The organism is Enterobacter sp. HG048 (assembly GCF_024702055.1).
GTDB lineage: Bacteria > Pseudomonadota > Gammaproteobacteria > Enterobacterales > Enterobacteriaceae > Enterobacter > Enterobacter dykesii.
Genome location: NZ_JANLIZ010000011.1, coordinates 119,516 through 132,213 on the forward strand (window position 1 = coordinate 119,516; position 12,698 = coordinate 132,213).

The 12,698-nt window shown below is 56.9% G+C and carries 12 protein-coding genes; 7 read left to right on the forward strand and 5 right to left on the reverse strand.

The annotated features are described in order from the left end of the window. Positions 1–32: 32 nt before the first annotated feature. A complete protein-coding gene (locus NUX24_RS14290) occupies positions 33–770 on the reverse strand; it encodes an IclR family transcriptional regulator (RefSeq protein WP_257832394.1) in 738 nt (245 codons plus the stop codon). Between the two features lie 169 nt (positions 771–939). Between NUX24_RS14290 and NUX24_RS14295 the strand changes: the two genes are divergently transcribed. Further along, entirely contained in the window at positions 940–1,632 is a 693-nt protein-coding gene (locus NUX24_RS14295; protein ID WP_257832326.1) for an RraA family protein, read from the forward strand. Continuing rightward, complete coding sequence (locus NUX24_RS14300; RefSeq protein ID WP_047652933.1) at positions 1,632–2,570, forward strand: NAD(P)-dependent oxidoreductase; 939 nt, start codon at positions 1,632–1,634, stop codon at positions 2,568–2,570. Before NUX24_RS14295 ends, NUX24_RS14300 begins: the two co-directional genes overlap by 1 nt. 32 nt (positions 2,571–2,602) lie before the next feature. Here the strand turns inward: NUX24_RS14300 and NUX24_RS14305 are convergent, their stop codons facing one another. Next, positions 2,603–3,799: an NAD(P)/FAD-dependent oxidoreductase gene (locus NUX24_RS14305; RefSeq protein WP_257832328.1), complete on the reverse strand. Its 1,197-nt coding sequence runs from the start codon at positions 3,797–3,799 to the stop codon at positions 2,603–2,605. A 228-nt stretch (positions 3,800–4,027) separates the two neighbouring features. Between NUX24_RS14305 and pitA the strand changes: the two genes are divergently transcribed. Together pitA and NUX24_RS14315 are read left to right on the forward strand one after the other, a co-directional pair. Beyond that, entirely contained in the window at positions 4,028–5,527 is a 1,500-nt protein-coding gene (gene pitA, locus NUX24_RS14310) for an inorganic phosphate transporter PitA (protein WP_023309552.1), read from the forward strand. 186 nt (positions 5,528–5,713) lie between these two features. Continuing rightward, positions 5,714–6,121: a hypothetical protein gene (locus NUX24_RS14315; RefSeq protein ID WP_257832330.1), complete on the forward strand. Its 408-nt coding sequence runs from the start codon at positions 5,714–5,716 to the stop codon at positions 6,119–6,121. 43 nt (positions 6,122–6,164) lie between these two features. Here NUX24_RS14315 and uspB read toward each other — a convergent pair whose 3' ends face one another. Next, complete coding sequence (gene uspB / locus NUX24_RS14320) at positions 6,165–6,500, reverse strand: universal stress protein UspB (protein WP_003861224.1); 336 nt, start codon at positions 6,498–6,500, stop codon at positions 6,165–6,167. A 283-nt stretch (positions 6,501–6,783) separates the two neighbouring features. Here uspB and uspA point away from each other — a divergent pair, with 283 nt between their 5' ends. Further along, the gene (gene uspA / locus NUX24_RS14325; protein ID WP_213388572.1) at positions 6,784–7,221 is read left to right on the forward strand and encodes a universal stress protein UspA; all 438 of its coding nucleotides are present in this window, start codon (positions 6,784–6,786) and stop codon (positions 7,219–7,221) included. A 97-nt stretch (positions 7,222–7,318) separates the two neighbouring features. On the opposite strand, the gene rsmJ is transcribed toward uspA, so the two are convergent. After that, entirely contained in the window at positions 7,319–8,071 is a 753-nt protein-coding gene (rsmJ, locus tag NUX24_RS14330) for a 16S rRNA (guanine(1516)-N(2))-methyltransferase RsmJ (RefSeq protein WP_126330584.1), read from the reverse strand. A 7-nt stretch (positions 8,072–8,078) separates the two neighbouring features. Continuing rightward, positions 8,079–10,121, reverse strand: a complete 2,043-nt coding sequence (gene prlC, locus NUX24_RS14335; RefSeq protein WP_064673676.1) for an oligopeptidase A — start codon at positions 10,119–10,121, stop codon at positions 8,079–8,081. Positions 10,122–10,335: 214 nt separating this feature from the next. On the opposite strand from prlC, the gene NUX24_RS14340 reads away from it, so the two are divergent. Both NUX24_RS14340 and gorA read left to right on the forward strand, forming a co-directional pair. Then, positions 10,336–11,178, forward strand: a complete 843-nt coding sequence (locus tag NUX24_RS14340; protein WP_032640380.1) for a 23S rRNA (adenine(2030)-N(6))-methyltransferase RlmJ — start codon at positions 10,336–10,338, stop codon at positions 11,176–11,178. Positions 11,179–11,249: 71 nt separating this feature from the next. Continuing rightward, positions 11,250–12,602, forward strand: coding sequence for a glutathione-disulfide reductase (gene gorA / locus NUX24_RS14345; protein ID WP_047652938.1), 1,353 nt, complete (start codon positions 11,250–11,252; stop codon positions 12,600–12,602). Positions 12,603–12,698 lie beyond the last annotated feature (96 nt).

Below are 12,698 nucleotides of genomic sequence, written 5' to 3' on the forward strand. Positions count from 1 at the left end.
ACAGAAGCGGGACAAATGTCCCGCTTCTGCGTTTAAAGATTTTCTTCCGTCGCGTCGCTCGTTTCACCAAAGAACTGCTGACAGAAGGGCTTACTGGCACCCATTTTCTGCGACAGACGGCTTGCAGCCGCCTTCATCAACTGGCCTATCTCCTGCTCACGACGATCTTCCGTCAGCCGTGAGATGGGGCCGGTCAGGGCTAACGCCGCTACCAGCTTGTCGTGAACGCCGAAGACAGGCATCGCAAACGCGGCGGTGTGGGGATCGCGTGCGCCTGACGTGTAGAAAGGAAGTTCAGCGTCTTCCTCCGGCAGGCTTTCATTGAGCCCCCAATGGCGTAATACCTTACTGATGGCTGAATTATCGAGCGGGAACTGGCTGCCGGGAAGATTGCTGTGCCGCAGGCCGTGCGACGCTTCAGCGCGAAACAGGCAAAGGCGTTGCCCTCCCTCCAGCACATACCAGCTGGCACTCTCCTGAGACGCCAGAGATAAGGCCTGAAGCTCTGGCTGAACCACCCGGGAAAGATGGAAAGATTGTTCATACAGCTTGCCGAGGTAAAGCAGACGTGGGCCAAGCGCATAATTGCCGTCTTCATGCCTGACGACGTAATTCATCCGTTCAAGAGAATTCATCAAGCGGTAAACCGTGGTTTTGTGATAACCCGACAGCTGTGCCAGCGCGGTCAGCGTCAGGCTCTCATCCCCAGGACGGAAGCAATCCAGTAAAGCCAGCGCTTTTTCAACCGCTACAACGCCTTCATTCCCCATCATTATCTCCTTGTTAGCCCGGCAGTGAGTGTACCTCAAATTTTGTGAGTCACTTCGTGTTTACATCACAAACGCCACCTCGGGTCTGGCTAAAAGGAAAGCAACACCGCTATAGTTGTTTTGTTCTGTACACCTGCATTGTACTCAGTAAAACAATATGGAGGCATTTATGTCCGTTACTGAAAAAAAACCGATTAATCGCCAGTTCGAGCGCGTTTCTCCCGAGGACGTTCGTCGGGCTGCCGAGTATCAGGCAGCTATTCTGGCCGACGTGGCCGGTCGCCGCGGTACGCTTCATGGCCGCATCAAACCGCTGGCCCCACACATGTCCGTTGCGGGTCCGGCCATCACCGTGGAAGTCCGTCCGGGTGATAATCTGGCGATTCATGCCGCGATGGCGGTGGCGCAGCCCGGCGATGTCCTGGTCGTCGATGGCAAAGGCGACCTGAGCTGCGCGCTGCTTGGCGAAATCATGGCCACTCAGGCTCAGGCGAGCGGTATTGCGGGCATCATTATTGACGGCGCTGTACGTGACGCCGATACCCTGAGCAAAGGTCACTACCCTGTCTTTTCTGCCGGTCTGAACCCCTGCGGCCCGACAAAGTTAATTTCTGGCCGGGTTAATCATCCCATTTCAGTCGCCGGGGCGACGGTTCAGGCCGGGGATCTGGTTGTCGCGGATATCGACGGCGTGGTCGTTATCCCGCGCGATGAGGTTCAGGAGGTTATCTCGCTGGCAAAAGGAAAGCTGGAGATGGAGACCCGACGTCTTGCCGCCATCCGTGAAGGCGATTTACGTCCACACTGGCTTGATGACGCGCTTCGTAAGGCAGGTATGTTAGCTGACGGGGAGACGCTGTGATGGGGGGCAAAGACGTAGTTCTGGTTACCGGAAGCGACCTGGCGGAGCAGGCCATGGTGATGTTGCAGGGCTTTGAGGTAGTGTTTGCTGGCCGCCAGCCCACAGAAGATGACCTGATCGCGCTGTGTGAACGACACAATCCTGTGGCGATTCTGGTTCGTTACGGCCGGATCACCGCAAAAGTCATGGATGCCGCCCCGGCACTGCAGGTTATTTCCAAGCACGGAAGCGGGATCGATGTGATAGACCAGACGGCAGCGGCCGAGCGCAACATCGCCGTTCGCGCTGCGCCAGGCGCAAACGCGGCGGCAGTGGCTGAACATACCTGGGCGCTGATCCTCGCCTGCGCAAAGTCAGTGGTGCCTCTGGACAAGCGGCTGCGGGACGGGCACTGGGATAAGGCGACGCATAAATCCATTGAACTCGAGGGCTTAACGCTGGGGTTAATTGGGTTGGGTGCTATCGGCTCGCGCGTGGCGACTATTGGTCACGCTTTCGGCATGAAGGTGCTGGCTTACGATCCCTATGCTAAGACTATGCCTGTCCTGTGCGAACGCGCAGAAACGCTGAACGGACTTCTTTCCCGTTCCGATGTCATCTCTTTGCACTGTCCGCTGACCGATGAGAATCGGGGGATGATCAATAGCGAAACGCTCGCACACTGCAAGCGGAACGCCATTCTGGTCAATACGGCACGCGGTGGACTGATCCACGATGAGTCGTTACTGGCGGCGCTCAGGGATGGCACGCTGCACAGCGCCGCGCTGGACAGCTTTCCCCACGAGCCGCTGACCGCGCCGCACCTCTGGCAGTCCGTAGAAAACGTGGTTATTTCACCGCATATTGGCGGCGTTACCGCAGCGTCATATATCAGGATGGGGACCGTGGCCGCGAGCAATATTCTGGCCGTGACGGACGCAACCACCGTCAGCTCGTAAAGCCAACCGCGACGAGTGGCAGCGCGCCTATGTCACTTGTCTTCTGCCAGCGCCTGAGCACATGCCCAGGCACTTGCCCATGCCCACTGGAAGTTGTAGCCGCCGAGCCAGCCGGTCACATCCATCACTTCGCCAATAAAGTAGAGCCCCGGCACGTTACGCGCTTCCATGGTGCGGGACGAGAGCTCATTCGTGTCAACCCCGCCCAGCGTGACTTCCGCGGTTCGGTAGCCTTCCGTGCCGTTTGGCTGCACGCGCCAGTTTGTCAGGGTTTCCACCAGCATCTCCTGCTCGCGGCTGTTCAGCTGCTTGAGAGACACATCCGGGATCTGCCCCAGCGCCTGCAAACATTCCACCAGACGTTTTGGCAGCTGCATTGCCAGGGTGTTTTTCAGGCTTTGATTCGGGTGCGCGGTACGCTGCTCGTTAAGGAACGCGTCGAGATCGCAATCGGGGAGCAGATTCACCGTGACAAACTCCCCCGGCTGCCAGTAGCTGGAGATTTGCAGTACCGCCGGGCCGGAAAGACCGCGATGGGTAAAGAGCAGATTTTCGCGGAACACCGTCCCGTCTTCGGCGGTAATGACCGAGGGAACAGACACGCCGGACAGCGTCTGAAGCTGTTCGAGAAGCGGTTTATGCAGCGTAAAAGGCACCAGCCCGGAGCGCGTGGGCAAAACTTTCAGGCCAAACTGTTCGGCAATCTTATAGCCGAACGGGGAGGCGCCCAGTCCCGGCATCGACAGACCGCCGCTGGCGATCACCAGGCTGTCAGCGCTGACGGTTTCACCATTCAACTGCAGCGTATAGCCCTGGTCGTCGCGGGCGACCTCCAGCACTTCCGTTCGCAGGCGCATGACGACGCCGCCCTTCTCGCACTCGGCCACCAGCATATCGACAATCTGCTGTGCGGAGTCGTCGCAGAACAGCTGTCCCAGCGTCTTTTCATGCCACGCGATGCCGTGCTTGCCCACGAGATCGATAAAATCCCATTGGGTGTAGCGCGCCAGCGCAGATTTACAAAAATGACGGTTTTGGCTCAAATAGGCCGCGGGTTCAACATACAGATTAGTAAAGTTGCAGCGCCCGCCGCCGGACATCAGGATCTTACGGCCGGGCTTTTTACCGTTATCCAGCAGCAGCACGCGACGACCCGCCTGTCCGGCCATTGCCGCACAAAACATACCCGCCGCACCGGCGCCAATTACCACGGCATCAAACCTTTCCACGTCAAAACCCTCTTTGTTAACTGCCGCGGATTGTAAAGTTTCCTCTGTGGTCACACCAGCGTAAAAAGATATTACAAAGGCATTCCATTGAAATTTAAAGAATATCCTTTATGAGGCATTTCTCAAATCAGGTGGTATGTCAAAAAAAGTCTATATTTCACTTTGCCCGCCGCGCATTTGTCCTGGATAATGCGCCGCGTTCATGTCCTCAAAATGGCGTAACGTCCTATGCTACATTTGTTTGCCGGCCTGGATTTACATACCGGGCTTTTATTATTGCTTGCTCTGGTTTTTGTACTGTTTTACGAAGCAATCAACGGCTTCCACGACACTGCAAACGCAGTAGCGACGGTTATCTACACTCGCGCAATGCGATCGCAGCTTGCGGTTGTTATGGCGGCGGTATTTAACTTCTTTGGTGTCCTCCTGGGCGGGCTGAGCGTTGCGTATGCCATTGTGCATATGCTGCCAACGGATCTGCTGCTTAACGTTAGTTCTGGCCATGGCCTCGCTATGGTGTTCTCAATGCTGCTTGCTGCAATTATCTGGAACCTCGGTACCTGGTATTTTGGCCTGCCTGCATCCAGTTCTCACACCCTCATCGGCGCGATTATCGGCATCGGGTTAACCAACGCCCTGATGACCGGAACCTCCGTCGTTGATGCGCTGAACCTGCCTAAAGTATTGGGCATTTTCGGCTCTCTGATCATCTCCCCTATCGTGGGCCTGGTAGTCGCGGGTGGATTGATTTTTATCCTGCGTCGCTACTGGAGCAACACGAAAAAACGTGCGCGTATCCACCTGACGCCAGCAGAGCGTGAGAAGAAAGACGGCAAGAAAAAGCCGCCGTTCTGGACGCGTATCGCCCTGATCATTTCCGCTATCGGCGTGGCCTTCTCTCACGGCGCGAACGACGGGCAGAAAGGCATTGGTCTGGTGATGCTGGTTCTGATCGGCGTCGCACCGGCAGGCTTCGTGGTGAACATGAACGCCTCGGGTTACGAAATCACCCGTACCCGCGATGCGGTCAACAACGTTGAAACCTATTTCCAGCAGCATCCCGATCTGCTGAAAAAAGCGACCGGCGTTGATCAGTTGATCCCTTCTCCGGAAGCAGGTGCAACCACCGCGCCTGGCGAGTTCCACTGCCATCCGGCAAACGCGATTAACGCGCTGGAACGTGCGAAAGGCATGCTGGGCGATATCGAAAGCTACGACAAACTGGCTGTAGAACAGCGTGGTCAGCTGCGTCGTATCATGCTCTGCATCTCTGACGTGACCGATAAAGTCGCGAAGCTGCCAGAGGTGAATGGTGACGACAAACGTCTGCTGAAGAAACTGAAAAGCGATATGCTCAACACCATTGAGTACGCGCCAATCTGGATCATCATGGCCGTCGCGCTGGCACTGGGTATCGGTACGATGATTGGCTGGCGTCGTGTGGCGACCACCATCGGCGAGAAGATCGGTAAGAAAGGCATGACCTATGCTCAGGGTATGTCCGCGCAGATGACGGCGGCGGTTTCTATCGGTCTGGCGAGCTACACCGGTATGCCGGTATCCACCACCCACGTACTCTCCTCGTCCGTGGCAGGTACCATGATTGTTGACGGCGGCGGTCTGCAGCGCAAAACCGTGACCAACATTCTGATGGCCTGGGTATTCACCCTTCCGGCCTCTATCCTGCTGTCTGGCGGTTTGTACTGGATTTCGCTGAAGCTGATTTAATCGGTTGAAGACGACAAAAAAGCGGGTCAGTAAACTGACCCGCTTTTTTTATGGCTGTTGTTTTTACTAAACCCATTGCTGTAATCAGGACAATCTGAACACTATCTGTTCAGATTTTTACTACACAAATAACTATTATCCTCGCGAATGTTCTCAGTCCAAACAACACCCATGACGGAATAGACTATGCCATTCAAAACGGCTACTAAATGGATTCACTCCCTTGTGACGCTTTCGCTTCTGATTCTGGTCATTGGATTTGTATGGCTAAACCATCAGCCTAATCAGCGAAACAACGATGAACTTCAGCGCGTTTATAAATTATCGGACAGCGTCTGGCTCTATATGACCGTTAACAAACAGGGTGGCGCAACCGTACCCACAATCTACCGTTACTATCTTTCTGGAGAGATAGCAGGAAAAGATACCGACATTATCCATCAATTGGCCATGAAGCATCCGGACATTGAAGGTACAGGTACGATTACCGCGGCCAGCCTTGATACAAACGGAGAAGTCAAAATCACCTATAGCGGGAAAGTTATTTCGATTGAGAGCAATATCTCCGATCTCCGGTTCTCGGTTAAGCCGTGAGCCAGAGGAAAGAAGGCGGGGCTGACCCCGCCTGCTGTGGCGCTCAGTGCCAAATCATCAATGCAATCATACTGACCACGACCAGCCCGCACAGGGCGCTGGTCAAAATGAACTGACGACGCAGGCGCTCGCAGCGACGAATAAACTCTTCATCGTGATGATCGCGGTAGCGCTGGTAGTAGATGTACCCCACCAGACGCATCTGCTTGCTGGGCTGTCCATGCGAGGTGAAGAACCCTCCACCGTCCACATACTGATAAAGCAACGGATCGCAACCACGAAGTACCACTAACAGCGCACGTAACGATGAGAAGTAGCGCGCCATATTCACTATGCAAACCACGCATAACGCCCAAAACAATGCGACGGTGCTAATCATACATCCTCCCCGGCGTCCGCCCACGAAGCAAGGCTCCTGAGCTACCGCACCCCAATGCCCTGACAGACAGTTCAGTGAAAGAATGACCAGAAGTCGATCCGGTTCGCGTTTTAATATCCGAACGGCTCATTTAATAGTGTAGGAGATCCGTTAATTTTTTTGCCACAAGGTTAATCGTTATCAACACCAAAGCTTGAAAAATATGTTTAACTGGGCCGTAATGAAAGCATCAGACGACGGCATTCTCACTTAGTCATCGATAACTTAAGGAAGGAGTAACACTATGGCTTACAAACACATTCTCATCGCGGTTGACCTCTCTCCGGAGAGCAAAGTGCTGGTTGATAAAGCGGTTTCCATGGCACGTCCCTACAATGCGAAAGTTTCGCTGATTCACGTTGACGTGAATTACTCCGACCTCTACACCGGTCTGATCGACGTGAATCTTGGCGATATGCAGAAACGCATTTCCGAAGAGACTCACCATGCCCTGAGCGAACTCTCCACCAACGCGGGCTATCTGATTACCGAAACCCTGAGCGGCAGCGGCGACCTGGGCCAGGTGCTGGTTGATGCGATTAAGAAATACGATATGGACCTGGTGGTTTGCGGTCACCATCAGGACTTCTGGAGCAAGCTGATGTCTTCAGCGCGCCAGCTGATTAACACCGTTCACGTGGATATGCTGATTGTTCCACTGCGTGACGAAGAAGACGAGTAAGTGCGTTAAACGCCCCTCACCCTAACCCTCTCCCAAAGGGAGAGGGGATAGATCGAGGACACAGGCCGGGTAAGGCGAAGCCGCCACCCGGCTTTTTTTATTCCGGCGTACCCGGATAAATATCAAACCGGTGCCCTTTCGTGACCACTGCGTTAGCGGTCGCAACGTCCGCCAGCGGCGGCGCATAGTCCGGGCGCTTTACCACCACCCGCTTCGTGGCAAGCTGACGAGCCGGCTCCAGCAGGCCATCGGCATCCAAATCCGGCCCCACCAGCGACTGAAACACCCGCATCTCTTTCTTCACCAGCGCGCTTTTCTGCTTATGCGGGAACATCGGGTCGAGATAGACCACCTGCGGGCGCGGGGTGATATCCGTCAATGCCGTCAGGCTGGAGGCGTGGATCAGCTGCAATCTTTCCTGTAACCACGGGCCGATTTCCGGGTCCGCATAGCCTCGCGCCAGCCCGTCGTCGAGCAGCGCAGCGACAACCGGATTACGCTCCAGCATCCGCACGCGACAGCCGACTGACGCCAGCACAAACGCATCGCGCCCCAGCCCCGCCGTGGCATCGACCACGTCCGGGAGGTAGCTCCCTTTGATGCCGACCGCCTTGGCCACCGCTTCGCCGCGACCGCCGCCGAACTTGCGCCGGTGCGCCATCGCGCCGCCGACAAAGTCGACGAAAATCCCGCCGAGCTTCGGTTCGTCGCGCTTACGCAACTCCAGATGTTCCGGCGTCATCACCAGCGCCATCAGGTTTTCGTCATCATGCTCCAGCCCCCAGCGGGCGGCCAGAACAGATAAGGCGCCGTCTCCGGCGCCTGTTTCATCTACTAAGCAGATCTTCACGTAACAATCAGCCTTTGATCCCGTAATGCTCAAGCATCGCGTCCAGCTGCGGCTCGCGGCCGCGGAAGCGTTTGAACAGCACCATTGGCTCTTCAGACCCGCCTCGGGTCAGAATGTTATCGAGGAACGACTGGCCGGTTTCGCGGTTGAAGATCCCCTCTTCTTCGAAGCGAGAGAAGGCATCCGCGGCCAGCACGTCGGCCCACAGGTAGCTGTAGTAGCCCGCCGCGTAGCCGCCAGCGAAGATGTGGCTGAACGCGTGCGGGAAGCGGCCCCAGGTTGGCCCAGGAATAACGGCAACCTGCTTTTTAATCTCGGCCAGGGTCTCAAGGATTTTCGCGCCCTGCTCCGGGCTAAACTCGGCGTGCAGGCGGAAATCGAACAGGCCGAACTCCAGCTGGCGCAGGATGAACATCGCCGCCTGGTAGTTTTTCGCCGCCAGCATTTTATCCAGCAGCTCTTTCGGCAGCGGTTCGCCGGTCTCGTAGTGACCGGAGATAAACGCCAGCGCGTCCGGCTCCCAGCACCAGTTTTCCATAAACTGGCTCGGCAGCTCGACCGCATCCCACGGCACGCCGCTGATGCCTGCCACGCCTGCGGTTTCGATGCGGGTCAGCATATGGTGCAGACCATGACCGAACTCGTGGAACAGGGTAATCACTTCGTCGTGGGTGAACAGCGCCGGCTTGCCGCTTACCGGACGGTTGAAGTTACAGGTCAGGTAGGCGACCGGCTTCTGCAGAGAGCCGTCGGCTTTACGCATCTGGCCCACGCAGTCGTCCATCCACGCCCCGCCGCGCTTGTTCTCACGCGCGTAGAGATCGAGATAGAAGCTGCCGCGCAGCTCATTTTTCTCGTCATACAGCTCGAAGAAGCGCACGTCCGGATGCCAGACGTCGATATCGGTACGCTCTTTGGCGGTGATGCCGTAGATGCGCTTCACCACTTCAAACAGGCCGTTAACGGCTTTGTTTTCCGGGAAGTACGGGCGCAGCTGCTCGTCGCTGATGCTGTAGAGGTGCTGCTTCTGTTTTTCGCTGTAGTACGCGATATCCCACGGCTGCAGCTCGTCCACGCCGAACTCCGCTTTCGCGAAGGCGCGCAGCTGGGCCAGCTCTTTCTCACCCTGAGGACGGGCGCGTTTCGCGAGATCCGTCAGGAAGTCGAGCACCTGCTGCGGGTTTTCCGCCATTTTGGTGGCGAGGGATTTGTCGGCGTAGTTTTCAAAGCCCAGCAGCTGGGCCAGCTCGTGACGCAGAGCGAGGATTTCCGCCATGACCGGGCTGTTGTCCCACTTACCGGCATTCGGCCCCTGATCGGAGGCGCGGGTGCTGTACGCGCGGTACATCTCTTCGCGCAGGGCCTGGTTGTCGCAGTAGGTCATCACCGGCAGATAGCTCGGGATATCCAGCGTTAACAGGAAACCTTCCTGCTCTTTCGCTTCAGCCTGGGCTTTTGCCGCCGCCAGCGCGCTTTCCGGCATACCGGCCAGCTCAGCTTCGTCGGTAATCAGCTTCGTCCAGCCCATGGTGGCGTCGAGCACGTTGTTGCTGTACTGGTTGCCCAGCTCGGACAGACGCGCGGCAATTTCACCGTAGCGGGTCTGCTTCTCTTTTGGCAGGCCAATCCCGGACAGCTCAAAATCACGCAGGGCGTTATCGACCGATTTTTTCTGCGCCGTGTTCAGTTCGGCATAGTGGTCGCCATCGCGCAGGTCGCGGTAGGCTTTGTACAGCCCTTCGTGCTGACCGACCCAGGTGCTGTACTCAGAGAGCAGCGGCAGGGTCTGCTCGTAGGCTTCGCGCAGTTCCGGGCTGTTTTTTACCGAGTTCAGGTGGCTTACCGGGGAGAAGATACGCCCCAGCACGTCGTCCACTTCGGCCAGCGGCTGACACAGATTTTCCCAGGTGTACGGCGCGCCCTGCGCTACCACGCTTTCTACCGCCGCGCGGCAGTTGTCCAGCGATTGCGTAACGGCTGGAACCACATGCTCAGGGAGGATTTTAGAAAACGGCGGCAACGAAAAAGGCGTCAGTAATGGATTGGTCATAAACGCTGTCCTGTTGAAATAGGTGAATGAAGCGCGCATCCGGCGCTGTGCATATGGGATCTAGAATGGGGTTAAGTGTAGAGGATTTCAATGCCGGACGTTGCGCTTTCGCGGCCGTGGAAACTTTTCTGTATACTGTGGCGATACGGTCTATTTTTGCCCGATGGCGCTACGCTTATCGGGCCTACGTTTACTACCTGGAACACATTCATCCATGCTCAGTTATCGCCACAGCTTTCACGCAGGCAACCACGCCGACGTCCTTAAACACACCGTTCAGAGCCTGATCATTGAATCGCTCAAAGAGAAAGAGAAGCCGTTTCTCTATCTGGACACACACGCGGGCGCGGGCCGTTATCAGCTGAGCGGCGAGCATGCCGAGCGTACCGGTGAATATCTGGAAGGGATTGCCCGCATCTGGCAGCAGGACGACCTGCCTGCCGAGCTGGAGCCTTACATCGGCGTGGTGAACCACTTCAACCGCAACGGCCAGCTGCGCTACTACCCTGGCTCACCGCTAATTGCACGCCAGCTGCTGCGCGAGCAGGACAGCCTCCAGTTGACCGAGCTGCACCCGAGCGATTTCCCGCTGCTGCGTTCTGAATTCCAGAAAGACAGCCGCGCCCGCGTGGAAAAAGCCGACGGTTACCAGCAGCTGAAGGCCAAACTGCCGCCGGTTTCTCGTCGCGGCCTGGTGCTGATCGACCCGCCGTACGAAATCAAAACCGACTATCAGGCGGTGGTGACCGGCATCCACGAAGGCTACAAACGCTTCGCCACCGGGACATACGCCCTGTGGTATCCGGTGGTTCTGCGCGCGCAAATCAAGCGCATGATCAAAGATCTGGAAGCGACCGGCATCCGCAAAATCCTGCAGATCGAGCTGGCGGTACGCCCTGACAGCGATCAGCGCGGCATGACCGCCTCCGGCATGATTGTGATCAACCCGCCGTGGAAGCTGGAAGCGCAGATGAACAACGTGCTGCCGTGGCTGCATAAAACGCTGGTGCCCGCCGGGACAGGCCACGCCACCGTCAGTTGGATCGTGCCGGAGTAATCGCAGTCATCGGTGGAAACTATTGATTTCAGGTATACAATCGCGGCAATTCACGATTAAGGACAAAAGCAATGACTAAGCATTATGACTACATCGCAATCGGCGGCGGCAGCGGCGGCATCGCCTCCATCAACCGTGCGGCCATGTACGGCCAGAAGTGCGCGCTGATTGAAGCCAAAGCGCTGGGCGGCACCTGCGTGAACGTGGGTTGTGTACCGAAGAAAGTGATGTGGCATGCGGCGCAGATCCGTGAAGCTATCCATATGTATGGACCGGACTACGGCTTTGACACCACCATCAACCGCTTCGACTGGGACAAACTGATCGCCAGCCGTACCGCCTACATCGACCGTATTCACACCTCGTACGACAACGTTCTGGGTAAAAATAACGTCGATGTTATCCACGGTTTCGCCCGCTTTGTGGACGAGAAAACGATCGAAGTGAACGGCGAGACGATCACCGCCGATCACATCCTGATCGCCACCGGCGGTCGTCCGAGCCACCCGAACATCCCGGGCGTGGAATACGGCATTGATTCCGACGGCTTCTTCGAGCTGCCTGCCCTGCCAAAACGCGTTGCCGTTGTTGGCGCGGGCTATATCGCGGTGGAACTGGCTGGCGTGATTAACGGCCTGGGCGCAGAAGCGCACCTGTTCGTACGTAAACACGCGCCGCTGCGCAGCTTTGACCCGCTGATTGTCGATACGCTGGTTGAAGTGATGAACACCGAAGGCCCCACCCTGCACACCAACGCCGTGCCAAAAGCGGTGGTGAAAAACGCGGACGGTAGCCTGACGCTTGAGCTGGAAGATGGCCGCAGCCAGACCGTCGATTGCCTGATCTGGGCGATTGGCCGTGAGCCGGCGAACGATAACTTCAACTTGGGCGTCACCGGCGTGAAAACCGACGAAAAAGGCTATATCGTCGTCGATAAATTCCAGAACACCAGCGTACCGGGCATTTATGCGGTTGGCGACAACACCGGCGCGGTTGAGCTGACGCCGGTCGCCGTTGCGGCGGGCCGTCGTCTCTCCGAGCGCCTGTTCAACAACAAGCCGGACGAGCATCTGGACTACAGCAACATCCCGACCGTGGTCTTCAGCCATCCGCCAATCGGCACCGTCGGCTTGACCGAGCCGCAGGCGCGCGAGCAGTATGGCGACGACCAGGTGAAAGTGTATAAATCGGCGTTTACCGCGATGTACACCGCCGTCACCTCGCACCGTCAGCCGTGCCGCATGAAGCTGGTCTGCGTGGGCCCGGAAGAGAAGATTGTCGGCATCCACGGCATCGGCTTCGGCATGGACGAGATCCTGCAGGGCTTCGCCGTGGCGCTGAAGATGGGCGCAACCAAGAAAGACTTCGATAACACGGTGGCAATCCACCCGACGGCCGCGGAAGAGTTTGTGACCATGCGTTAATCCTGATGCCCCTCCCCGGAGGGGCATTTTTTTAACATTCATAAATCGTTGCAAAACGAATGCTCCGAAAATAGTGATCTACCGCACATTTCCCTC